This window comes from Affinirhizobium capsici (assembly GCF_977018625.1).
Window position 1 is genome coordinate 1,235,954 of the sequence record NZ_CDRNXD010000004.1, and the last position, 22,314, is coordinate 1,258,267.

At 54.6% G+C, this 22,314-nt stretch carries 19 protein-coding genes and 1 tRNA gene; 14 read left to right on the plus strand and 6 right to left on the minus strand.

Annotated features, from left to right (window positions below; translation table 11 throughout):
• Nucleotides 1-68: 68 nt before the first annotated feature.
• Nucleotides 69-1,142, plus strand: coding sequence for a helix-turn-helix transcriptional regulator (locus AC0JZ1_RS09380; RefSeq protein WP_471882113.1), 1,074 nt, complete (start codon nt 69-71; stop codon nt 1,140-1,142).
• A 22-nt stretch (nt 1,143-1,164) separates the two neighbouring features.
• Here the strand turns inward: AC0JZ1_RS09380 and AC0JZ1_RS09385 are convergent.
• A tRNA-Leu gene (locus tag AC0JZ1_RS09385) sits at nt 1,165-1,249 on the minus strand.
• Between the two features lie 159 nt (nt 1,250-1,408).
• Here AC0JZ1_RS09385 and AC0JZ1_RS09390 point away from each other — a divergent pair.
• Together AC0JZ1_RS09390 and AC0JZ1_RS09395 are read left to right on the plus strand one after the other, a co-directional pair.
• Complete coding sequence (locus AC0JZ1_RS09390; RefSeq protein ID WP_471882114.1) at nt 1,409-1,666, plus strand: hypothetical protein; 258 nt, start codon at nt 1,409-1,411, stop codon at nt 1,664-1,666.
• A gap of 60 nt (nt 1,667-1,726) precedes the next feature.
• Nucleotides 1,727-2,167, plus strand: coding sequence for a response regulator (locus tag AC0JZ1_RS09395; RefSeq protein WP_471882115.1), 441 nt, complete (start codon nt 1,727-1,729; stop codon nt 2,165-2,167).
• A 45-nt stretch (nt 2,168-2,212) separates the two neighbouring features.
• On the opposite strand, the gene wrbA is transcribed toward AC0JZ1_RS09395, so the two are convergent.
• On the minus strand, nt 2,213-2,812 hold the full coding sequence (wrbA, locus tag AC0JZ1_RS09400) for an NAD(P)H:quinone oxidoreductase type IV (protein WP_471882116.1): 600 nt from the start codon (nt 2,810-2,812) through the stop codon (nt 2,213-2,215).
• Between the two features lie 208 nt (nt 2,813-3,020).
• Between wrbA and AC0JZ1_RS09405 the strand changes: the two genes are divergently transcribed.
• The 8 genes from AC0JZ1_RS09405 (at nt 3,021) to AC0JZ1_RS09440 (ending at nt 11,329) form a co-directional block, all read left to right on the plus strand.
• A complete protein-coding gene (locus tag AC0JZ1_RS09405; RefSeq protein ID WP_471882117.1) occupies nt 3,021-3,791 on the plus strand; it encodes a competence/damage-inducible protein A in 771 nt (256 codons plus the stop codon).
• 95 nt (nt 3,792-3,886) lie between these two features.
• The gene (locus AC0JZ1_RS09410) at nt 3,887-4,729 is read left to right on the plus strand and encodes a universal stress protein (RefSeq protein ID WP_471882118.1); all 843 of its coding nucleotides are present in this window, start codon (nt 3,887-3,889) and stop codon (nt 4,727-4,729) included.
• Nucleotides 4,730-4,873: 144 nt separating this feature from the next.
• Entirely contained in the window at nt 4,874-5,371 is a 498-nt protein-coding gene (gene gpt, locus AC0JZ1_RS09415) for a xanthine phosphoribosyltransferase (RefSeq protein ID WP_471882119.1), read from the plus strand.
• 553 nt (nt 5,372-5,924) lie between these two features.
• Nucleotides 5,925-7,583 carry a methyl-accepting chemotaxis protein gene (locus AC0JZ1_RS09420; protein WP_471882120.1) on the plus strand — a complete coding sequence of 553 codons (1,659 nt, stop codon included), beginning with the start codon at nt 5,925-5,927 and terminating at the stop codon, nt 7,581-7,583.
• 105 nt (nt 7,584-7,688) lie between these two features.
• A complete protein-coding gene (locus tag AC0JZ1_RS09425; protein ID WP_471882121.1) occupies nt 7,689-8,264 on the plus strand; it encodes a hypothetical protein in 576 nt (191 codons plus the stop codon).
• 332 nt (nt 8,265-8,596) lie between these two features.
• Nucleotides 8,597-9,034 carry a DUF2231 domain-containing protein gene (locus tag AC0JZ1_RS09430; protein WP_471882122.1) on the plus strand — a complete coding sequence of 146 codons (438 nt, stop codon included), beginning with the start codon at nt 8,597-8,599 and terminating at the stop codon, nt 9,032-9,034.
• Complete coding sequence (locus AC0JZ1_RS09435) at nt 9,031-10,518, plus strand: PQQ-dependent sugar dehydrogenase (protein ID WP_471882123.1); 1,488 nt, start codon at nt 9,031-9,033, stop codon at nt 10,516-10,518. Before AC0JZ1_RS09430 ends, AC0JZ1_RS09435 begins: the two co-directional genes overlap by 4 nt.
• A gap of 133 nt (nt 10,519-10,651) precedes the next feature.
• A complete protein-coding gene (locus tag AC0JZ1_RS09440) occupies nt 10,652-11,329 on the plus strand; it encodes a spermidine synthase (protein ID WP_471882124.1) in 678 nt (225 codons plus the stop codon).
• 63 nt (nt 11,330-11,392) lie between these two features.
• On the opposite strand, the gene AC0JZ1_RS09445 is transcribed toward AC0JZ1_RS09440, so the two are convergent.
• Nucleotides 11,393-13,303 (minus strand): methyl-accepting chemotaxis protein, encoded by a 1,911-nt coding sequence (locus AC0JZ1_RS09445; protein ID WP_471882125.1) that lies wholly within the window; start codon nt 13,301-13,303, stop codon nt 11,393-11,395.
• Between the two features lie 652 nt (nt 13,304-13,955).
• Here AC0JZ1_RS09445 and AC0JZ1_RS09450 point away from each other — a divergent pair.
• The 3 genes from AC0JZ1_RS09450 to AC0JZ1_RS09460 all read left to right on the plus strand — a co-directional run bounded on the left by AC0JZ1_RS09450 (nt 13,956) and on the right by AC0JZ1_RS09460 (nt 18,753).
• Nucleotides 13,956-17,765 carry a vitamin B12-dependent ribonucleotide reductase gene (locus AC0JZ1_RS09450; RefSeq protein WP_471882126.1) on the plus strand — a complete coding sequence of 1,270 codons (3,810 nt, stop codon included), beginning with the start codon at nt 13,956-13,958 and terminating at the stop codon, nt 17,763-17,765.
• 74 nt (nt 17,766-17,839) lie between these two features.
• Complete coding sequence (locus AC0JZ1_RS09455; RefSeq protein ID WP_471882127.1) at nt 17,840-18,190, plus strand: hypothetical protein; 351 nt, start codon at nt 17,840-17,842, stop codon at nt 18,188-18,190.
• Nucleotides 18,187-18,753 (plus strand): DUF6680 family protein, encoded by a 567-nt coding sequence (locus AC0JZ1_RS09460; protein ID WP_471882128.1) that lies wholly within the window; start codon nt 18,187-18,189, stop codon nt 18,751-18,753. Before AC0JZ1_RS09455 ends, AC0JZ1_RS09460 begins: the two co-directional genes overlap by 4 nt.
• Before the next feature lie 59 nt (nt 18,754-18,812).
• On the opposite strand, the gene AC0JZ1_RS09465 is transcribed toward AC0JZ1_RS09460, so the two are convergent.
• The 3 genes from AC0JZ1_RS09465 to AC0JZ1_RS09475 form a co-directional block, all read right to left on the minus strand.
• The gene (locus AC0JZ1_RS09465; RefSeq protein ID WP_471882129.1) at nt 18,813-19,124 is read right to left on the minus strand and encodes a hypothetical protein; all 312 of its coding nucleotides are present in this window, start codon (nt 19,122-19,124) and stop codon (nt 18,813-18,815) included.
• A gap of 566 nt (nt 19,125-19,690) precedes the next feature.
• Complete coding sequence (locus AC0JZ1_RS09470; protein ID WP_471882130.1) at nt 19,691-20,224, minus strand: hypothetical protein; 534 nt, start codon at nt 20,222-20,224, stop codon at nt 19,691-19,693.
• A 184-nt stretch (nt 20,225-20,408) separates the two neighbouring features.
• The gene (locus tag AC0JZ1_RS09475; RefSeq protein WP_471882131.1) at nt 20,409-22,289 is read right to left on the minus strand and encodes a tyrosyl-tRNA deacylase; all 1,881 of its coding nucleotides are present in this window, start codon (nt 22,287-22,289) and stop codon (nt 20,409-20,411) included.
• Between the last annotated feature and the right edge of the window lie 25 nt (nt 22,290-22,314).

The following is a 22,314-nucleotide window of genomic DNA, read 5'->3' on the forward strand; positions in this document are numbered from 1 at the left end:
CGATACTACCCAATGGGGATTTACAGCACATTTGCTTGCTGATTTTACTCCCCCCAGTTGAGGGGGTGATGTTGCTACCAGATAGCAACATGATACATAATCACCGTCAATTTTTATGGACAGTTTCGATGACGCATTCAAAAGCGGCACTGCAATTATTCAACCAATCTCGTACACTCATTTCTGAAGTGGAGAGTGTGCAAGAAGCGGTGTCGAAAATTTCGGAAATCTACCAGATCGCAAATGTCACCTATATTTTGGCGCAGACAATCATGGAGCAGGTGGATGCTCCATTCTTGCGATCAACCTATCCAGCGAATTGGATTGCCCGATACATCACCTGCAACTATGCCAAAATTGATCCGGTGCTAGTTCAGGGATTCAGGCGTCATGAACCCTTCCATTGGGATGAACTGACATTCAATGCAGCTGCCATTGAACTGATGGCCGATGCTTATGCCCACGGCCTTGGATTATCGGGCTATGCGATCCCCGTGACAGATCGTGCTGGGCGCCGCGCCATGCTTGTTCTCAATAGTTTTGAAACGCATACTTGGAGGCACACTGTTTCCAAACACGCTCCCCATTGGAAAAAGCTGGCGGAAGCCCTTCACCAAAAGGCGGTTATAGAACTCTATGGTGAGAGTGACCCTGTTCCACGGTTGACCCGCCGAGAAGTAGAAAGCCTACATTGGGCGGCCTTGGGAAAGGACGCAAAAGCGATTGCTGCGGAACTGAGTATTTCAGACCATACGGCTCGAGATTATCTGAAATCAGCTCGTCAGAAATTGCATTGTGCGAATATCCCTGAAGCTATAGCCAAGGCCATGCAGTTACGCATTATTTCACCCCATCTAGACCCTTTGCCAGAACTCCCAAGATCTGATGCCCAGCAAACGCAAACTGTGGAGCGGGGATTCCGTCCGATCCCCGCCAATGGTCTGGCACAGGCACCCTTCGATCATTACACGCGACTAATGGCAAAATGCCTCGAGTTTCGTCATGATGCCAAGGAAACGAGAGACGAGCGCATCTGCTACATTCTCGATAGCCTGATCGAAGCACTCGCCGAGCGAGCAAATATCAAGGCCATTGAAGACTTGGCCTCGGTGTTTGCCAACAACCAAACGCGCAATCATTAGCCGAATTCAAAGCTGGGGGGCTTGGTGCGGACGGCGGGGATCGAACCCGCACAGATTGCTCCGAGAGATTTTAAGTCTCTTGCGTCTACCAGTTTCGCCACGTCCGCATCGTGAGCTTTATTCCCCGGGTTCTGGCAAAAATGCAAGACCAGCTTCGCTAAATTTGGTCTGCAATTCGCTATCTTCGTCTTTTCCCACCCTTCCCTTGCACAGGTCCGCAGCCCATATGCGTCTCTTCGGCCGATAATACGGCAAGAGAGGATAAAATGATGAAAATCGTTGGCGCTTTACTGCTGTCCGCAGTGCTGGTCACCGGCTGCACCACAACAGAGCTTCAGCCGATTCCAGGCAGCATTACCTATACTGGGCAGCCTAGGCAGAAACTTACCAAGTCCCCGATTGGTAGCACGTTCTCACATGACTTCTATGATGGATCACGCGTCGTGGAAGAAACCTATCAGATCCAATCAGACCGCAGCCTGAAGATCGTCCGGCGCGAGTATCGCTCCATCTTCCCCGATTGATTGATGGTTCGCTAATGCAATCATCCCCCTGCCCTTGCCGGATGTTGCCGCAACTCTATCTTGTGGACAGCACAGAGGTTTTCCGCATTGAAGTACCGATTTTTAATCGTTGAAGACAGCCTTCTCATCGCCATGGATCTGGAGGAAGCGATCACTCGCTCCGGCCACGAAGTCATTGGAATCGCGCCAGATATGAAGGTAGCGTTGAATTACGCCAAGGAGGCTGACATCGCCTTCGTGGATGTTCGCTTGGCTGACGGCGAAACCGGGCCAGAACTTGCACGGCATCTGGTGGAGCGTGGCTTGCTCGTCATATTCGTAACCGGAAACCCAATGCTGGTTGAAGGCCGGGATGCAGGCGCTGTTGGTGTCATAGCCAAGCCACTCACGCATCAGGCCGCAGCAGATGTTATTCAGTTTGCGGTGGACTGGAGAAACGGGCGTCCGCGCAACCCGCCAGCTCGGCTGAAGCTGTTTCGTCCGCCTTCACCTGTGGTTTGAAGCGGAAACGGGGCGCAATTTCTCGCGCCCCGCTTATAACGACCATCAGCCAGCCAACTTGGCTGCGAGCTTCGCCACATGTGCACCCTGATATCTTGCGCCTTCAAGTTCGACCTGAGAAGGCTGGCGTGAGCCGTCACCGTCGGTAATCGTGGACGCACCGTAAGGCGAGCCACCCTTCACTTCTTCGACGCCCATCTGCCCAGCAAATGCATAGGGAAGGCCAGCGACAACCATGCCATGGTGCAGGAAAGTCGGGATGAAGGAGAGGATTGTTGATTCCTGGCCGCCATGCTGCGTTGCTGTTGAGGTAAAGGCAGAGCCGACCTTGCCAACAAGTTTGCCCTGGAACCACAGGCCGCCCGTCTGATCCCAGAAGTTGCGCATTTGCGATGTCACCGTCCCAAAGCGCGTACCTGCGCCGACGATGATCGCGTCGTATTCAACCAGATCGTCAACCTTTGCGATCGCAGCAGGCTGATCCATCTTGTAGTGCGAAGCCTTGGCAACTTCTTCTGGAACCAGTTCCGGTACGCGCATTACCGTAACGTCCGCACCTGCAGACTTCGCGCCCTCTGCCACCGCATAAGCCATCGTTTCGATATGTCCGTAAGTCGAGTGATAGAGAACGAGAACCTTGGTCATGCATTCCTCCTTTGAGGTGTTGAGCGTCGTGGTCCGACGCGTTGGATGTGCGTATACTTATGCAGAGATCGCCATCCTTCTAGTGCCTGCATGGGTCACGCAGTGTTCAATGTTTGAAAAAAGAAAGCTGTTGCCTGCACGGATGAGCCTTCTGAAGTCTGCCGATTCAGCCTACATAAAAATGAGATTTCCATCCGATGAGGTTTCCATGACATCGAAGATCGTAACGGCCGCCATGCTGGCCATTGGCGATGAGCTGCTTTCAGGCCGCACCAAGGACAAGAATATTGGCCATCTGGCAGATGTCCTCCTTCTGTCAGGGATCGACCTGAAAGAAGTCCGCATTGTCGCCGATGAGGAGGATGCAATTGTAGAAGCGCTCAATGCTTTGCGCAGCCGCTACACCTATGTCTTCACATCTGGCGGCATTGGCCCAACACACGACGATATTACAGCAGATGCCATTTCCAAGGCATTCGGCCTCCCCTGCGAGCATGATGGCGAGGCCATGCGTCTTTTGGGCGAGATGTATCAGCGCCGAGAAATGGAATTTACTGAAGCACGTCAACGCATGGCCCGTATGCCCCGCGGAGCAAGGCATATTGCTAATCCGGTTTCCACTGCGCCTGGCTTTATCATGGAGAATGTCTATGTCATGGCGGGTGTGCCACAGGTCTTTCAGGCCATGGTGGATAATATTCTGCCCGAATTACAAACAGGCGCGAAAATGCTGACGCGCTCCCTGCCCTGCGGATATGGCGAAGGAGATATCGGAACGCTTCTGGCTGCGATCCAGAAAGCACATCCCGAGACGAGCATTGGCTCTTACCCGAAATATGATGGAAAGCGTTTCTCCACCGAATTGGTCGTACGCGCCCGTGAGGAGGAGAAACTCGATGCGGCAGCGGAAGCCATTCTCGACATGATCCGCCAGCTTGATGCAGCGCGTGCGGCAAATAATCCTGGACCGGAAGCATGAAATCCACGGCTCCTTGACCCAACTCAAGGTGCGGCCCATTTCTTAGAGGAAGGTGAAGCAACACTTCACCATCCTTTAGAGAAGGAGATGCCGCGATGGGTTATAGAACAATTTTGGCCGTCCTGGATACGGAACGCAACGTAGGCCCGGTCGCGGAACTTGCTATCGATCTGGCGCGACAGTTTTCCAGCCACATCATCGGCATTCGCGCCGAAACGCTTGCAACTGTTCCGCTGATTGCGCCCATGGAAATTCCTGATCCTTCAGCCATTGAAGCACTTCAAAAGGTAGCCCAGGAGGAAACCCGGAATATCGAGGCGGCTTTCCGACATCAGCTTGATAGCTCCGGCGTTGCTTATGAGTTTCGCACCTTCGTTTCTTCAGCCGGAACTGCTGCCGATAGCGTGCTCGAAACGGCCCGCACTTGTGATTTGATTGTTGCACGGCAGAATGATGCGAAGCATGAAGCGGATAACAGCGCGGATATCGAAGCCTTCATTTTGGAAAGCGGCCGGCCCCTATTGCTCCTGCCTTTCGCGCTTTCCAAAGCCATGCCAGTTCGTCGCGCCTTGGTCGCCTGGAATGGATCTCGTGAAGCTGCCCGCGCCGCATTCGATGCCTTGCCCTTCTTAAAGCAGGCGGAAAGCGTAGAAATCTTTTCGGTTGATCCGCCTGATATGCCGCGCCAGAATCCGGAATTTGCCGGTGCCGATCTGGCTGCAACACTGTCGCGCCACGGGGTAAAGGTCAGCTTGCATACGGAAACCAATTGCCCGACACCCACTGCGGAAGCCATTGCGAACCGCTTGAGCAACGAGAGTGTCGATCTTCTGGTCATGGGTGGCTACGGACATTCTCGCTGGTGGGAAATGCTTTTTGGCGGCGTGACCCGCTCGCTCCTCGATTCAATGACCGCGATGACATTGATGTCCCGATAAAGCAGCGTCCATCCGTCTTGCCTAATTGTAGGATTTGCCGCTAATAGCAACGGCCAACGGTGCAGCGCAAAACGCGCACCGCGGGCTGCCCGGCTGAACGACGGTGCGCCTTTGTTATCAACGCGCCTTCGGAGCACTTCACCCATGTCTCTTCCAGAAAAAGCCTTTCCCGTCTCGTGGGATCAGTTTCACCGCGACGCTCGTGCGCTAGCCTGGCGCCTGGCCGGTACCAACCAGGAATTTCGCGCCATCGTTTGCATCACGCGTGGTGGCCTTGTTCCGGCGGCAATCATTTCACGCGAACTGAACATCCGCCTCATCGATACAGTGTGCGTGGCCTCTTATCATGATTACGTCAATCAGGGGGAAATGAACCTGCTGAAGGGTATCGATCCGAAGCTGATGACGGATGGCGGTAGGGGTGTTCTGGTGGTGGACGATCTTACTGATACAGGAAAGACCGCCTCCGAGGTGCGTAGCATGATGCCAAACGCGCATTTTGCCTGCGTTTATGCCAAGCCGAAGGGCGTCCCGACGGTCGATACCTTTATCACGGAAGTAAGCCAGGACACTTGGATATATTTTCCTTGGGATATGGGTTTCACTTACCAAGAGCCCATTGCGAAGGGCCACAAGGGCTAAAAGACAGGCTACCTACAGACGCTGACCCCATAATCATCATATACGTTACTGAGAAATTCTCTCACTCAGCCTCGGACCTGCTCAACGGGTCCGAGGGTTCAGACTTTTGGTTGATCGCCATCATGCATGGTCTGCTTTTCATATAATGCGAGCATGCGGCTACGACAGGCAACATTGCCCCTACACGAAATACGAATTTGCTCAATCAAGTGAAAGCCGCTTGGCAATTATCCGAACACACTAAAATACAACCTCTAATAGCTCCACCAAGTACAACAATTAATAAGAGAAATTTCAAACTTCATTAGTGAAATTGTTCCAAAAATAGTGTGCGTCCCTATTTAATATGGGCGGGCCATGAGGGACCTTCTCTGTACGCATCTATTCATGAGTAGAAATTACGTTATTAGTTTCTTCGCGTCGGAGAGTAATAGTGCGTACAAAAAAATCATTTCCGCTGACAGCCAAGTTATCCGCTATAATCGTATCGATAAACTTACTGGGCATATTGAGCCTATCCTATTCAACTTGGCAATCTGCAAGTGAAAATAGTATGCAGATGGTGTCGCAGGGCTGGGTTCAAAATACTACGCAATTTGCTACGCTCGCAGCAGGCGGCGTGAAATGGAGTAAGCCCGAAGTTATCGCGGAAGCTTATACCCTCTATCGCGACGATCCAACGCTCAATCTGGTCCAATTTGTAGCATTTGCGCCGGATATGAAAGCTGTGAGCGCGTGGTCACGACCACAGGTCATTGGGCTCCCCACAGAAGCCGATTTGAAGAGTGCCGCCGAAGCACGCCCTGAGAAACCGGTATTGTCAAGGGCTGGAGCAAGCGGCGAACTGGTTGTTATCACTGCGCCGCTTCCGCTCGACAAGAATGGAAAAGCAGCGGGATGGGTGGTCGCGACGTGGACAGCGGACTCCATACTAAGCCTGATTCGACATCAGGTTCTTGTGGAAATCGCTCTGGAGACGAGCGTAGTCTTCCTTTCGCTGGGGGCATTTATATTCGCCATGCGTCGTGTCGTCGGTCAGCCCTTGCGTATGCTGAGTGACCGAATTGCCAATCTCCAGGGGGGCGACATGGAATCGGATGTCGTCTTTCAGGAGAAACAAGACGAGATTGGCTTCCTAGCTCGTGCGATTGACCGTTTCCGTCGTGACGCCATTGACCAACAGATTCAGCGCCGTACAGCGCAGGAGCAGCAACAACTTATTGATGTTGAGAGAACCCGCAATGCGCGGATGTCGGAGGATAATGCGTCCGCACAGCGCCGGATCATGGATGAAGTCGGCTCTGCGTTGGAACGACTGGCTCAGGGAGATCTCAGCACTGAACTGCGAGATCTTGGTCCGGAGTTTGACAAGCTGAGGGCCGACTTCAACCGAACTGTTCAGGCCGTTGCCGCTGCCATCACCAAGATCAAGGATGCAGCAGGAAACGTGGAAGGTGGAGCCGGAGACTTGTCTAACCAGGCTGAGCAATTAGCCCGACGGACTGAGCAGCAGGCAGCAGCACTGGAAGAAACGGCAGCAGCGCTAGCACAAGTTACATCTACCGTTCAGGCATCCTCCCAAAGAGCCTCGATCACCGGCAACATGGTAACAGAAACGAAATCAGATGCTCACCAGTCCGCCATAGTGGTCCGAAATGCCATCGGAGCCATGGATCGTATTCAAAGCTCCTCCTCACAGATCGGGCAGATTATTGGCGTGATTGATGAAATTGCATTTCAGACGAACCTGCTTGCCCTGAATGCGGGCGTGGAAGCTGCACGCGCCGGAGAGGCTGGCAAGGGGTTTGCCGTTGTCGCACAGGAGGTCCGCGAACTGGCGCAACGATCTGCCACCGCAGCAAAAGAAATCAAAAATCTCGTTGAAGTTTCGAGTTCAGAAGTTGGAAGTGGCGTCCAGCTGGTCAATCAGACTGGAGACGCTCTTCTTAAAATCGAGCAACAGATTACCTCGATCGCCAATGGAATTGGTGAAATCGTGGATTCTTACCAGCAGCAGTCATCTGGCCTTAGCGAAATCAACGCCAGCCTGAATTCCATGGATCAGACCACACAGCAAAATGCTGCGATGGTGGAGGAGGTAAGCGCCGCTTGCCATGACCTACTTGAGCAAAGCCGTGTGCTTCAAGCCACCTCGAATGCCTTTCAATTGGCAAGCGCCGGAAATGCGCATCAGGAACGTCGCATAGCTTGAGCAATCCTTGGGCCCAACGAAGTTGCACCGGCACCCGGGGACAAAAGTGCGCAGGTAAGCAGCTCTGGTTCATGATCACCTAATCAAACGGTAGAGGAGTAGTACATGAAGAAAGCATTGGTAGGTTGCACAGTAGCAGCCGTGCTTGCACTTTGCCTTCAATCAGCATCAGCGGAAGACGCACATGTCGCGCCAATCAAGGAATATGTCTCCAGCAAAACAACATGGATCAACAACCCAGTTCTGATCAGCGCTATCAAGGCACAGAACGCGAAAAACGCCAACCTCAGCGAGGCAGAGATCATCGCGTTGGACAAAAAGTGGCGAGCAGAAGTGGACGCTGGCGACAAGCCGATGATGAGCGCCGTTCTCGGAAATCCAGCCTCTTCATTTCTTAAAGAGCAGCAAGCTGCCTCAGGCGGAGTTATCTCCGAAGTTTTCGCAATGGACAATAAAGGCCTGAACGTTGCTCAAAGCGAAATCACCTCGGATTATTGGCAGGGTGACGAAGCGAAATTTCAGAAAAGCTATGGTGCAGGGAAGGATGCAGTCTTTGTGGACGGGGTGGAAAAGGACGAGTCCACCCAGGCTCTTCAATCGCAAGTCTCACTCACCGTGAAGGATGAAACTGGCGCACCCATTGGAGCCATAACGATCGGCATCAACGTCGACGCACTATAAGTTTGATAGAGGTACTACCTTTAGAAACTCGGCCAGACGAGATGCTTGGGGCTGCCTGCCCCGGCATCTTAAACTGCACTGGCGCCCGTCGCTGCCTTGCGCTCGGTTCATTGTTTTATCACTCCAAAGATCGTCTGTTCTGCAAATGCAGCCGACGTAAAGACGCGACCTCGGCATATATAGCGAACCGCTTTCCAGTCGCCGGTCAGCTCGCCCTTCTATGCGAGATCGGGTTCTTCAGCTTTTTCTCATAACTCATCCACGCCGCCTCAGGGAACAAATCGTGGACTACCGCGTAACGCTTTCAGATCATCTCGTCTGGGACGTTACTCATGACAACAGCGCACCGCCTACCAAGGAGAGGTACTCGCCTTTCCAGCCTCTTCACCCCCTTCCCGTTCGTCTGCTTCATTCTAACCTTGGGCACGGACATGCTCTATTGGCTCACAGCCAATTTAATGTGGCTAAACTTTTCATCCTGGCTTCTACTGGCCGCAATGGTTCTCGGCGCCCTCGCGCTCATCACTGGACTTATTGATTTTCTGCGCGCTTCTACGCGATATCAAATGGGCGGTTTTGCCGCCTCCCTAGGCTTCGTTGCGATGATGCTTCTGGGCTTGGTCAATAATTTCATCCACGCCCGCGACGGATGGACTGCAGTCGTACCCATCGGACTTGGCCTTTCAGCTTTTACCGTGGTGATCGCCATCGTCACTTTTGCTATGGCGGCTTCGCATCGCAGTCACCAGGAATGGAGAGTGGTTCAATGAAAAACGTAGCACTGCTGCTTATCTCGACCGCTCTCGTTGCCGTCACTCTCACCGGATGCAGCGACGATGGAAGCTTTGACGTCAACCAGCAGATAGGGTCCGAACCTGTGCTGCCAGAACCTAATCAGGAACTTTTGCCTGATCTGAAGGTAGCGTCCGTTATTGGCTGGAAGGATGGAGAGACGCCAAAAGTTCCTGAAGGTCTAAAAGTCACGGCCTATGCTAAGGACCTCGCCAATCCTCGCACTGTCCACACGCTCCCCAACGGTGATGTTTTGGTCATCCAGAGCCGTGGCCCCTCTGGTGAGCCGGTTTCGCGCCCGAAAGATTTCATTCGGGGCTTCATTATGTCGATAGCGCATGGTGACACCGGCGGGCCGAAAAAGCCGTCAAACCTCATTACCCTTTTACGAGATAGCAACCGGGACGGTCAGGTCGATGAACGCTTTGACTTGTTGACCGATCTCAACTCGCCATTTGGCGTCGCATTTGCTGATGACACACTTTATGTTGCGGCAACTGATGCCATCCTAGCCTACCCGTTCAAGGTTGGTGACACTAAGATCACCGCACCACCCCGCGTGCTAACCGCCCTTCCAGGTGGACCTATCGACCATCACTGGACAAAGGATCTGGCGCTCAGCCCCGACGGAAGGTTCCTCTATGTCTCCGTGGGTTCCAATTCGAATATCGTTGAAAATGGCATTGAAGCGGAAAAAGGCCGGGCAGCCATCTGGCAGGTTGATCGTCAGACGGGTGCCGCAAGGGTGTTTGCCTCCGGCCTTCGCAACCCCAACGGCCTGACGTTCAATCCTCAGAGCGGCGAGCTTTGGGCAGTTATCAACGAGCGCGATGAACTTGGTCCAAACCTCGTGCCGGATTATATGACAAGCGTGAAAGACGGCGCATTCTATGGCTGGCCCTGGAGCTATTACGGCCAGCATGTTGACCCCCGGGTTTACCCGCAAAGACCGGATATGGTGCAAAAGGCTATTGCGCCTGACTACGCTCTCTCCAGCCACGTTGCCGCACTTGGTCTGACCTTCTCAAGCGGCTCTGCCTTGCCTTCTCCCTTTGCAAATGGTGCCTTCATTGGAGAGCACGGCAGCTGGAATCGCGATCACTACAACGGCTATAAGGTCGTCTACGTGCCGTTCGAAAATGGCAAACCCACCGGCAAGGCACAGGACGTCGTCACCGGGTTCCTGAGCGGAGATAGCGCCAAGGGAAGACCGGTAGGTGTTGGCATTGATGGCACAGGCGCTTTGCTTGTTGCCGATGATGCAGGCAATACAGTTTGGCGTGTCGCAGCAGCCGATGGAACGGTAAGCCAGGCTCCCGTGGCAACCGACCAGATGCCAGCTGGCATTGCTACTTCCGGCGCCCCGCCGAGCGCCGCTTCTACATCCGGCGCATCCACCGCGCCCGCGCAGACGCAGATCGCGCCGGCGGTAGAACCGCCAGCACCTGCTAACCAGCCTTGACGGCCAACATGCTCCAGAGGGAATCTTAGGGAGGCGCGTTTCTCGCCTCCCTTTTTCGTGGTGCTCATGAAAAGCTTGTCCTTGCGGCCTTACCGTGCCAATGCCAGGTCAGATAGTATATGAGGCCAGTCACATGCTTCCATGGATACAGATTGATCAAGCCGCTGTGCCGGGCGATGGCGGGCAGGTTCTTCGCCTCAAGCAGCGTGGTGATGAATTCTCCATCATGCTTGGCTCTAATGAGCTGATGAACAGCAGGTTGAGTGGTTCGGAAGAAGCGCTGGCCTCGCTCTCCTATAAGAAGATCGCAAACCGAGCCACGCCGCATATGATGATTGGCGGGCTTGGCATGGGCTTTACGCTCCGCGCCGCACTCGCCGTGCTGCCGACAAATGCCAAAGTAACCGTTGCAGAACTAGTACCGCAGGTCGTGGAATGGGCACGTGGCCCCATGGCTCCGGTGTTTAAGGGATGCCTTGATGATCCGCGCGTGGACATTCATGTAGGCGATGTTGGTGCGCTGATCCGCTCTTCCAAATCCGTCTATGACGCAATCCTGCTTGATGTCGATAATGGGCCGGATGGTTTAACGCGCCCTTCGAATGACCGCCTCTACGACCACGAAGGCTTAGGCGCAGCCCGTGAAGCTTTGCGCGCTGGCGGCGTCCTTGCGGTCTGGTCTTCTGGCCCTGATGATAAATTTACCCGGCGGCTGAAGGATAGCGGCTTTAAAGCTGAGGCAATACCCGTGCGTGCCAGCACCAAGCGGAGTGGCGCACGTCATGTCATCTGGCTAGCGGAACGGAAGTGACCGCAGAAACGAGAAAAGCGCCACATTGCTATGGCGCTTTGCTTTGACATGTCTTGGATGAAATCAGGCGGCGTGGCGGCTGTAGCCTGAACCGGCATTGCCTGTCCCATCGAGACGGAAGTGCGAGAGCAGCTCTGTCAGCTGGCGGCTCTCACCTGCCAGAACCTGGCTGGAGGCCGTGGTCTCTTCCACCATCGCAGCGTTCTGCTGCGTCATCTGGTCCATGTGGTTGACCGATGTATTGATCTCACCGAGCGCAGCAGACTGTTCGCTGGCGGCACGGGCAATCATGGAAACCTGCTCGTTGACATGATTGACGAGATCACCGATTTCCTTCAGCGCCTCGCCAGTGGAGAACACCAGCTTCACACCGCCCTGCACTTCCTGCGCAGAATTGTTAATAAGTGCCTTGATTTCCTTGGCGGCATTGGCCGAGCGCTGTGCCAGTTCGCGAACTTCCTGGGCAACAACCGCAAAGCCGCGTCCTGCCTCACCGGCGCGCGCCGCCTCCACACCGGCGTTCAGAGCCAGCAGATTGGTCTGGAACGCAATCTCGTCGATGACCGAGATGATCTGGCTGATCTTCTGGGAAGATTGCTCGATGCGCTCCATGGCATCGATGGCTTCCTGCACGATACCGCCTGACCGGCCAGCGCTCTCCTTCGTGGCGGCAACCATGCGGCTTGCCTCGTTGGCGCGCTCTGTGGAAGTGCGAACAGTGGTGGTGATTTCTTCCAGCGCCGCAGCTGTCTCTTCCAGTGCGGCAGCCTGCTGCTCCGTACGGCGGGAAAGCTGGTTGGAAGCGGAGGAAAGCTCGCCAGAACTATCGGTAATGGTGCTTGCGGCGCTGCGAACATTGTTCATGGTGGCACGCAAGGAAGCCATAGTGGTGTTCACGTTGGCCTGAAGCTCGGCAAACGCGCCCTGGAAATTGCCGCGCATATCCTGCGTGAGGTCCTGGTCGGCGAGAGCCGCCACGACGCGGCGCACTTCGTTGACACCGCGGTCGACGTTTTCAACCAGTTCGTTCACGCCATTGGCGAAGCGCTTCAGGTCTTCGTCGTCATAGGCCTTGTTGATGCGCTGGCTAAAATCACCCGCAGCAGCAGCAGCAACGATGGAGCTGATAGAGACCTGCAAATCCTTGCTCTGGCGGTTCAGCGCCTGTTCCTGAGCTTCCATTTCACGCATCTGGATTTCATTGGCACGGAAGACTTCCAGCGCGCGCGCCATCTCGCCAATTTCGTCCAGACGATCTGTATCTTCCACGGCCTTGCCAGTATTGCCGCCTGCCATCTCCGTCATGACAGCGGTCATGCGGCGGATCGGATTTGCAATACCGCGGCGCGCCACGAGGAAGCTGATCGCCACGCCGAAGCCAATGCAGAGCAGCGCCGTAACCAGCAGAGCCGTCATGGTGAAGCGGGATTGGTTGATTGCTTCGGTGCGCGCGCCCGCCAAGGTCTTGGCGGAATAGGTGCTATAGACCTTGACCGCTGCCGTGACTGCCTTTTGTCCGTCCAATGCCTTATCCAGGGCTGCCTTGAGAGCCGCGGGGTCTTTGCCCTGCGCACCTCCGGCAATGGTCACCATGGAACGGATGCTATCGAAATAAGAGGAAAGGCTGGCGCGGATATCGGCCAACTGCTTCTGCTCTTCCGCATCGGCGGTCGCAGCAATCTTTGGCAGGCGATCCAGCATTTCCTTGGCGCGCTTTTCCGTTTCTGCAGCGAAATCGGCGGCCTTCTCTGGCGCCAACGCTAGCTGGTAGGTCATGCGGCTGATCGCGATGATATCGACGCGCAGGTCCATAGCCTCTCTCGCCACTTCCTCACGTGCACCAGTGTTCTTCAAGGAAGCGCCCAAGCTTGCCAACCCTTGCGCACCAACACCGGCAATAGTGGCGGACGAGATGCCCATGAGCGCCACGACGACGCCGATTTTTTTGAGGATAGAGAAGTTCTTGAGGTCCATTAGCCCGCCTCCGACAATGATCGATGCTCGACCGATTGCATTTTGGCGCATCGGTTGCATTTTCATCACATCTAATCGGGGAAAGTTAAAAAATGCTCATATTCCGACATTTCCCTGCAATTCAAGGGTTTGGGCCGTCAAGCCCACTCGAGAGGCGAAACAGTGGAAAATTGAGACCTCCCAACCAACCCTTTGACTTTCTTAAGTGATTCGTCTGTCCCCATTTTCCACAGGCAAGAGGCACAATATCTTGTGGTTAAAAATCCATTGCCGACGAGACCTTGACGGAATCATCCATTCGAACAAGATAGCAAACATGTTGCGGCGGCGACTGGACCGGACATGAACGAGGCCGGTTCCTGACAAGCTTAACCCTGTTACCCGCAGGCTTAAAACGTGGCGATCATCACGATCCGCCGCTGTGGGATTTTGTGCGTTTTTGGCTTGTCGCCGATGCGGCATGGGATGGTCAAAAAAGGCTGTTGATACTATATTTAGTGTTTGCAGTTATGCTGGCCACCAGATACAGGTCGACCATCTACGGATGATTTACCATTCCGATTGAAACAGGCACGGCTGCGCATTGTTAAAGCAATGGCTGCCGAACGGTTTTTCGCGCCCTTCCTCCGGGCGCTTAACGAGGACGAGAAAGATGCGCATTGAACGTCGTTTCACCAAACCCGGCGCAGGCGCCTATGCGGAAATTGAATTCCGCAAGGCCACGAGCGAAATCCGCAATCCGGATGGCTCCATCGTATTCCGCTTGGCGGATATCGATGTGCCTGCTCAGTTCAGCCAGGTGGCGACAGACGTTCTGGCGCAGAAGTATTTCCGCAAGGCGGGCGTGCCGAAGATCCTGAAAAAGGTTGAGGAGAACGATGTTCCTTCCTTCCTGTGGCGTTCGGTTGCCGATGAAAAGGCGCTGAAGGAACTGCCGGAAGATCAACGTTACGGCTCGGAAACTGATGCGCGTCAGGTTTTCGATCGCCTTGCTGGCACCTGGGCCTATTGGGGCTGGAAGGGCAAGTACTTCACCTCGGAAGAAGATGCGGCAGCATTCCGCGATGAGCTGGCTTACATGCTGGCGACCCAGCGCGTTGCGCCAAACAGCCCGCAGTGGTTCAACACCGGCCTGCACTGGGCCTATGGCATTGATGGCCCCGGCCAGGGCCACTTCTATGTGGACCCGTTCACCGGCAAGCTCACCAAGTCCAAGTCCGCTTACGAGCATCCGCAGCCGCATGCCTGCTTCATCCAGTCAGTTGAAGACGATCTCGTCAACGAAGGCGGCATCATGGATCTGTGGGTGCGTGAAGCGCGCCTGTTCAAGTACGGCTCCGGCACGGGCTCCAACTTCTCCTATCTGCGCGGCGAAGGCGAAAAGCTTTCCGGTGGCGGCCGTTCCTCCGGCCTTATGAGCTTCCTCAAGATCGGTGACCGTGCAGCGGGCGCCATCAAGTCCGGCGGCACCACCCGCCGTGCGGCCAAGATGGTCGTGGTTGATGTGGACCACCCGGATATTGAAGATTACATCGACTGGAAGGTGAAGGAAGAGCAGAAGGTTGCCGCTCTCGTCACTGGCTCCAAGATCGTTGCCATGCACCTCAAGGCCATCATGAAGGCCTGCGTGAACTGCGAAGGTGACGGCGAAGATTGCTTTGACCCAAACAAGAACCCTGCCCTGAAGCGCGAAATCCGCGCTGCCAAGAAGGATCAGGTGCCGGAAAACTACGTCAAGCGCGTTATCCAGTTTGCACGTCAGGGCTACAAGGAAATCGAGTTCAAGACCTACGATACAGACTGGGATTCGGAAGCCTACCTCACCGTTGCAGGCCAGAACTCCAACAACTCCGTGTCCCTGAAGGACGACTTCCTGCGCGCCGTTGAAAATGACGGTGAGTGGAACCTGACCGCCCGCAAAGACGGCAAGGTCATGAAGACGCTGAAGGCACGCGACCTGTGGGAAAAGATTTCCCATGCTGCCTGGGCGTCTGCCGATCCGGGCCTGCACTTCAACACAACCATGAACGACTGGCACACCTGCCCGGCCGCTGGCCCGATCCGCGCATCCAACCCATGCTCGGAATACATGTTCCTGGATGATACGGCCTGCAACCTTGCCTCGCTGAACCTGCTTCAGTTCAAGGACAAGGCAACCAAGCGCGTTAACATCGGCGATTACGAACACGCTGTTCGCCTGTGGACGGTTGTTCTCGAAGTCTCCGTCATGATGGCGCAGTTCCCTTCACGCCAGATTGCAGAGCTTTCCTACGAATACCGTACGCTCGGCCTCGGCTATGCCAATATCGGCGGCCTGCTGATGTCCTCTGGCATTCCCTATGACTCGGCAGAAGGCCGCGCCATTGCCGGTTCGCTGACAGCGATCATGACAGGCGTTGCCTATGCAACCTCTGCCGAAATCGCATCCGAGCTCGGCCCCTTCCCCGGTTACGCTCCAAACCGCGAAAACATGCTGCGCGTCATGCGCAACCATCGCCTCGCGGCTTATGGCGAAGCATCCGGCTACGAGGGTCTCTCGGTTAATCCGGTTCCGCTCGCCCATGCTGATTGCTCGGATCAGGATCTCGTGTCCCATGCCAAGGCTGCCTGGGACAAGGCGCTGGAGCTTGGCGAAAAGCACGGCTACCGCAATGCGCAGACCACGGTTATCGCGCCAACCGGCACGATCGGCCTCGTCATGGATTGCGATACGACAGGCATCGAGCCAGACTTCGCGCTCGTGAAGTTCAAGAAGCTGGCCGGTGGCGGCTACTTCAAGATCATCAACCGCGCTGTGCCTGAAGCTCTGCGTTCGCTCGGCTATTCCGAAAGCCAGCTTGCAGAAATCGAGGCCTATGCTGTCGGTCACGGTAACCTGAACCAGGCTCCGGGCGTCAACCCCGGCTCGCTGAAGGCTAAGGGTTTCACGGATGAGAAGATCGAAGCCATCAATGGTGCGCTGAAGAGCGCTTTCGATATCAAGTTCGCCTTCAACCAGTGGACGCTGGGTGCGGACTTCCTCAAGGACACCCTCAAGGTTTCCGATGAGCAGCTGACGGATATGAGCTTCAACCTTCTGGAGCACATGGGCTTCTCGAAGAAGGATATCGAAGCGGCCAACATCCACATCTGCGGTGCGATGACGCTGGAAGGCGCTCCCTTCCTCAAGGATGAGCATCTGGCCGTATTCGATTGCGCCAACCCATGCGGCAAGATTGGCAAGCGCTACCTCTCGGTGGAAAGCCACATCCGCATGATGGCGGCGGCTCAGCCCTTCATCTCCGGTGCGATTTCCAAAACCATCAACATGCCAAACGAGGCCACTGTTGAAGATTGCGGTGCCGCCTACATGCTCTCCTGGAAGCTGGCGCTGAAGGCCAACGCGCTTTACCGCGATGGCTCCAAGCTCAGCCAGCCGCTCAACGCCTCCCTCATTGAAGATGAGGAAGAGGAAGATGCGGTTGAAGAACTGATCCAGCAGCCGCAGGCAGCGCAGGCCGTTACCATCACGGAAAAGATCATCGAGCGCGTGGTCGAGCGGGTAACCCGCGAGCGTGAAAAGCTGCCGAACCGCCGTCAGGGTTACACCCAGAAGGCCAATGTTGGCGGCCACAAGGTTTACCTGCGCACCGGCGAATTCGGTGATGGCCGCATCGGCGAAATCTTCATCGATATGCACAAGGAAGGCGCTGCTTTCCGTGCCATGATGAACAACTTCGCCATCGCCATCTCGCTCGGCCTTCAGTACGGCGTTCCGCTGGAAGAATATGTGGAGGCCTTCACCTTCACCAAGTTCGAACCAGCTGGCATCGTCACCGGCAATGACGCGATCAAGAACGCCACGTCGATCCTCGACTACGTGTTCCGCGAACTGGCCGTGTCCTACCTTGGCCGTCACGATCTGGCGCATGTCGATACGTCGGATTTCTCCAACACGGCGCTTGGCAAGGGCATTCAGGAAGGCAAGACCAACCTCGTTTCCACCGGCTGGACACGCGGTTACAAGCCAACCCTGGTCTCCAACTCGGATCGCTCCGGCAATGAAGCCAAGGGTTCTGCCACCGCAGCACCGGCCAAGGCTTCCGCTGGCGGCAACGTAACCGCCTTCGCAGGCTCCGCCGCCCGCAAGCTGGAACCAGCAGCCGCCATCTCCACCTCGGAAGTGGTTTCCTTCAAGCGCGATTATGAAGAACGCGCCAAGGAGCTGGCCGAAGAGATTGCGGAAGAAGTCATCGCTGACGAGCAGCAGCAGACCGCAACCGCCCTCTTCTCCGATAAGGCCGCAGCAGACGCCGCCGCCGCCAAGACGGAAGCCAAGAAGGTAGAAGCCGAACGCCGTATGCGCTCCATCGCCCAAGGCTACACCGGCAACATGTGCACCGAGTGCCAGAACTTCACCATGGTGCGCAACGGCACCTGCGAGAAGTGCGACACCTGCGGCGCAACTAGCGGTTGCTCTTGATTACATCACGGCCTATTCTGACACCTAATCTGAAAGTACCTCGGTCATGCCGGGGTACTTTTTTGGAGAACTGAATGATTGATGGCTTTTACATTGGGTATTTCAGTGCGAATGGTGGCTACGGTGTCCTTATATTTGCGATTAAAGATAGGATACTAGCGGGAGTGGACTCCACTGGAGTAAAATTTGACGCGGTACTAGATAGAGATGAAAACGGTAATTATTCGGGCGACGTAAAAGTTGAGGCCCCTCCAAACATTACGCTTATACAAGGCATAGAGACCGGTGAATCTGGCATAACATATTTTGCTAGACTAAGTTTATCTTCCGACTTCCTCAATGAGCCGTACACAACTATCACAACACAATTCGGCCCGGTGAATCTCAGGATTGAAAAGTTGCGAGATATGGGAGGAATTGCTTGATACAATACATTGTAGCAAATCCCGCTACAGTGGCCGCTTTTCTCAGCTTTTTCGCCACTATATTTGCAGCATGGGCGACTTGGAAAGGCCCGCAAACTGCTGCCTTGTTGGCAGAAACTATCCGCGCTCGCTCAGAAATTGAAAATGAACAGCGTAGGATGAAATTAAATATTTTTTCGACGCTGATGCAAGAAAGAGCAACAATCGCTTCGCTTGATGCTGTGAGAATGCTGAATTCTATAGACTTTGTTTTTGCTGAATCCGCGAATGTGCGTGAGGCATGGGCTGAACTATTTGATGTATTCAAGCAGATGGAACCATCTAACTCTCGGACACGCGAAGAGAAGATTCGAAATCTTTTAAAGGAAATGGCGAAGGAGCTAGGTCTATCAGAGACGCTGAAGTTTGACGATCTCGGCAGGATATATTATCCTAATGCCTTGGCGAGAGAAGAAGAACTCAAACTTTTGCAGCAAGAAGCAGCCTTGCGCCAGATGAGAACATTTGGAACTGATCCTACCGTATCTATGCAACTGGAAAAATTTCCACCACCACCAAAGTGAGAGGATGACGGGGAACTAGGATTCGCTCTTACTACAAAGATAGCAGTGTAGATACCGACTCAAGCAATGCGGTGCGTCTCCGCCGCATCAAGCACTGCCCTTGGTACTGGCAGCTGCGAGAAACTATCCTCCTCGCCCACAATCCGCTGTGGATCAAAATCCTCATGGTTCAGCACCAGCGCCCTATGCTGCCTCGGTGCGCTGGGTGCAATGTGCGGCCTTGGCTTCATCCGCAGCCGCACTGCCCACGCCATCAACCCCATCATCACCAGCGCGGAGAATGGCGGCACGATGAGCCATAGTGCCTTGATGAAGTCCGGTGAGGCGCGAAAGGTGGCGAGAAGATCGGCTAGGAAATTGTAGTCATCCATAACCTTTATGGCTCCCGGTCAGTGCATTCGGCACGGGAAAGCGCAACAGCCGAAACCGGCGCTGCCCATCCCCATAGAATGCGACACTCAAGAACGGGTTTGGCGCGCCAAAGGCCAGTTGCTTGGATAGGCCCCTGGCGGCCGGGGAGTTCGAAAAATCGCACACATACGACCGCCCCGACCTTTAGGTGCAAGCACCTTGAACATGCGTCGGGGCCTCCCCAGCCATAGAAGGTAGGAGAGCCTTATAGGGCAATCACAAGCACTCAGCCACTCAAGAATGGCCGAGGGGGCATCTCATGCGGTGGATGCCAGCCGTCACGTGAGGGGTTTTCTAGGCCCCAGGACAGACCCGTTCAAGCCGGTCCCACAACCACGTTACGTCGCATTGGTTGTGGCATCCACTGCAAGAAGTTGTGATTATTTTCCGTGGATGCGCACTATAAAATTTACCTACGCGAAAAACATGGGGACCCGGCACCATCTTTAAGAGACGGTGCCGGGTCGTGTCTTCGCCGATACATTAGTTTTGGATCAATGGTCGGCCTTGAGCTTGCTCACAACGTTTACTTCATGCGTTTATGAACACCCTGCATGACAAGCAACATGCCGTCCTTAAGGCTATAATTTCCTTCTGCGGTCGGATTTTTGCGAGCCTGCGGAGAGGGCTCAATATGGAATGTGTAACTGGGACGATTGAAAACTACAGTACCACGCGGAGCATAAAGCTTCACATCGAAGTAATTACTGTTGAGCACATCCCAAAACGAGCGTGCAAAATTATCAAGAATTGAATTATCTTGCGCTTGTGCCCCTGCTTGGCACGCGATGAGATAAATCTTTTTGAACGAACCGTCCTGAAAACCTTTGCCTTGCAGTAACTCGAAGAATTTTTCCGCGCTGTATCCGCCGAACTCATGAGTATTCCCATGCGTAACGAAAACAAGATCCTCACCTCTTTTCGAATTTTTCGGCGTCATCTCATCCTCATCGAGAGTGTGAAATTCAACGGCCGGAGAGGTCTTGTAGTAATCCTGCAAAGCTTCAAGTAGATCGTCAGGAATTGGACCAGGTTTAGGCACATTCAAATAAACCAACATAGCGTTACTCCATTAAGTTTTGTGGGGTTAAAGAGCGCCCGGCACCAGCCGAGGTTTGACGGCAAGGGCAGGTGCCGGGCGATTGAGAAGGCAGGGGCGTTTTGGGGTTTGGGGTAGCGCCCTGCCCCTCAATTCGAGTGGCGCGGGGACGGCGGTTGCGTGGTCACACGCGCCGGAAACATGATCAGGCTTGTTTGGAGACCTTGTTTCGATATTCGTTCAGCGTCGCGATTTTCGCATCTGCTGCGGCTTGACGTTCGGCAACAATCTCGCTGATCTTGTCTGCTGCCGTCTTGAGATATTCCGTCAGGCGTTCGCCGGTGATGTAATCGCCACTCAGCTTGTTCAGCTTTGTCCAGCCATCTGCAAAGCTCTGCGTGAACCTGTCGCAGACGATGCCAGTGGCAAACCACTGCGCGGTCTGCTTGATGAAGAATTCATCAACGGAGCGGATCAGCTGAGCAAACCGGTGCTTACGGATAACTTCCGTGTCTGCCACTTCTTCAATGGATGTCACCTGTCTGCCCGCATCATCGGCAACGCACTGCATGAAGTCTGCGAAGTTTTTGAAGAAGAATGCCATTTCTTCGACAATCTCCTTCATGCGCTTCAAGGCCGTGATGCTCATGCCGAGAGAGCGAACGCAAAGTTCAAGAACCTCCTGCTCCTGCTGCTTGCCAACCAACAGGGCCGAAAGCTTGACCAGTTCGGCAGCCTGGTTGCGACGTTCCTTTTCATAGGCTTCGGCACGATCGATCATCTGCATCTGCATGGCGCGCAACGTATCGGCCTGCTCCTGCTGGCGTTGAGACAGGTTCTCCAGCCCCTTGTCGAGCGCATCAATGGCGGATTGAAGCTGAGACACGGCAGACTGCTTGTCTGCAACCACGCGTTCCTGCTGCGCCAGTTTCGCGGTGTTGTCGGCAATCTTTTTGTCGAACTCTGCCAGTTCCACAGCCTTAGGCGAACCCTCCACCTTGGCGGTTTCATCGGCGGCAATCTTATCTCGCGCGCTTTTCACTTCCGCCAGATTGGCCTTCTGCTCATCACGCAAGGCTTCCTGCTTCTTCAGCTCGGCCTGCTCTTCCGAGAGCTTTGTCTTCTTGCTGGCTGAATCCTTCGCATTGCCTGCCCCGGCATTTTGATTGGCGCGATTGCCGCCACCATTGCCATTCGATGGCTCGGCAAAATCATTCCCGGCTGGCTTGCCCCCACCCATAGAACCGCTCATCGCCGACATGATCATCGTGGCCGGACCACCCGCGGCGGCGGCAATGGCAGGAATGGCGTTAGAAATCAGCTGCGCGCCCATGCGGACAATCGACATTACGAATGCACGCTCTTCAGCCGTGTTGGCCTTTTGCTCGTACTCCCGTGCCTTCTTCTCAAAATTCGCAACCTGGGTAGTCAGGTCTGCAACGAGCGTTTCCAATTGAGCGCGACGTGCATTCGTCTCGCTGATTTCCTTTTTGAGTTGCTCGCCCTTGACCAGCCGCTCGGCCAGAGCCGTCTCTGTCTTGGCGGTGGTCTGCACTGTCTGGGCGATAACATCGTCATAAGCCTTGGCGATACCCAGCAAGTCTTCCCGGATCTTGAGCGCCTGATCGCGGATTTGCTTCGCCACCTTCACCACATCCTTGGAAAGGAAGCTTTTGATCTCGGCCTGGTCTGCAGCCTCCTTGATATCCAACCAATCGGGAACAACATCTCCTAGTCGCTTGCCAATCGAATTCGCGGTCGTCATCGCGCCTCGCATGGTAAGCTCGCTGCGCTGCTGTAGAGCAATGAGCTTGTTCATGATCGACGTAATGCTGACACGCACATCCGCATTGGTTTGCGGCGTTGTGTTGTAGGCGATGTAAAGCAGGTCGATTGCGTTATCCGTATCGCGCTTTGTCCGCTCCACATTGTAGGTACCCTGAATCTTATCCACGTAGGATTGAACCATGGGGGCGTCTGGCTGGGGCAGTTCGAACTTGGGCTGGGCAATGATGGCTTCAACACCAGCATTGATGGCCTGGTCGATAACAGCCTCACGGCTTTCGAATTGAATGACATTGGTCATGCAGATTTCCTTTTAGTGTTATGAT

Bases quoted from the DNA above. Each gene is read 5' to 3' on its own strand.
- AC0JZ1_RS09380 (WP_471882113.1), top strand. From the start codon at position 69: ATGTTGCTACCAGATAGCAACATGATACATAATCACCGTCAATTTTTA.
- AC0JZ1_RS09390 (WP_471882114.1), top strand. From the start codon at position 1,409: ATGATGAAAATCGTTGGCGCTTTACTGCTGTCCGCAGTGCTGGTCACC.
- wrbA (WP_471882116.1), bottom strand. From the start codon at position 2,812: ATGACCAAGGTTCTCGTTCTCTATCACTCGACTTACGGACATATCGAA.
- AC0JZ1_RS09405 (WP_471882117.1), top strand. From the start codon at position 3,021: ATGACATCGAAGATCGTAACGGCCGCCATGCTGGCCATTGGCGATGAG.
- AC0JZ1_RS09410 (WP_471882118.1), top strand. From the start codon at position 3,887: ATGGGTTATAGAACAATTTTGGCCGTCCTGGATACGGAACGCAACGTA.
- gpt (WP_471882119.1), top strand. From the start codon at position 4,874: ATGTCTCTTCCAGAAAAAGCCTTTCCCGTCTCGTGGGATCAGTTTCAC.
- AC0JZ1_RS09420 (WP_471882120.1), top strand. From the start codon at position 5,925: ATGCAGATGGTGTCGCAGGGCTGGGTTCAAAATACTACGCAATTTGCT.
- AC0JZ1_RS09425 (WP_471882121.1), top strand. From the start codon at position 7,689: ATGAAGAAAGCATTGGTAGGTTGCACAGTAGCAGCCGTGCTTGCACTT.
- AC0JZ1_RS09430 (WP_471882122.1), top strand. From the start codon at position 8,597: ATGACAACAGCGCACCGCCTACCAAGGAGAGGTACTCGCCTTTCCAGC.
- AC0JZ1_RS09435 (WP_471882123.1), top strand. From the start codon at position 9,031: ATGAAAAACGTAGCACTGCTGCTTATCTCGACCGCTCTCGTTGCCGTC.
- AC0JZ1_RS09440 (WP_471882124.1), top strand. From the start codon at position 10,652: ATGCTTCCATGGATACAGATTGATCAAGCCGCTGTGCCGGGCGATGGC.
- AC0JZ1_RS09445 (WP_471882125.1), bottom strand. From the start codon at position 13,303: ATGGACCTCAAGAACTTCTCTATCCTCAAAAAAATCGGCGTCGTCGTG.
- AC0JZ1_RS09450 (WP_471882126.1), top strand. From the start codon at position 13,956: ATGCGCATTGAACGTCGTTTCACCAAACCCGGCGCAGGCGCCTATGCG.
- AC0JZ1_RS09455 (WP_471882127.1), top strand. From the start codon at position 17,840: ATGATTGATGGCTTTTACATTGGGTATTTCAGTGCGAATGGTGGCTAC.
- AC0JZ1_RS09465 (WP_471882129.1), bottom strand. From the start codon at position 19,124: ATGGATGACTACAATTTCCTAGCCGATCTTCTCGCCACCTTTCGCGCC.
- AC0JZ1_RS09470 (WP_471882130.1), bottom strand. From the start codon at position 20,224: ATGTTGGTTTATTTGAATGTGCCTAAACCTGGTCCAATTCCTGACGAT.
- AC0JZ1_RS09475 (WP_471882131.1), bottom strand. From the start codon at position 22,289: ATGACCAATGTCATTCAATTCGAAAGCCGTGAGGCTGTTATCGACCAG.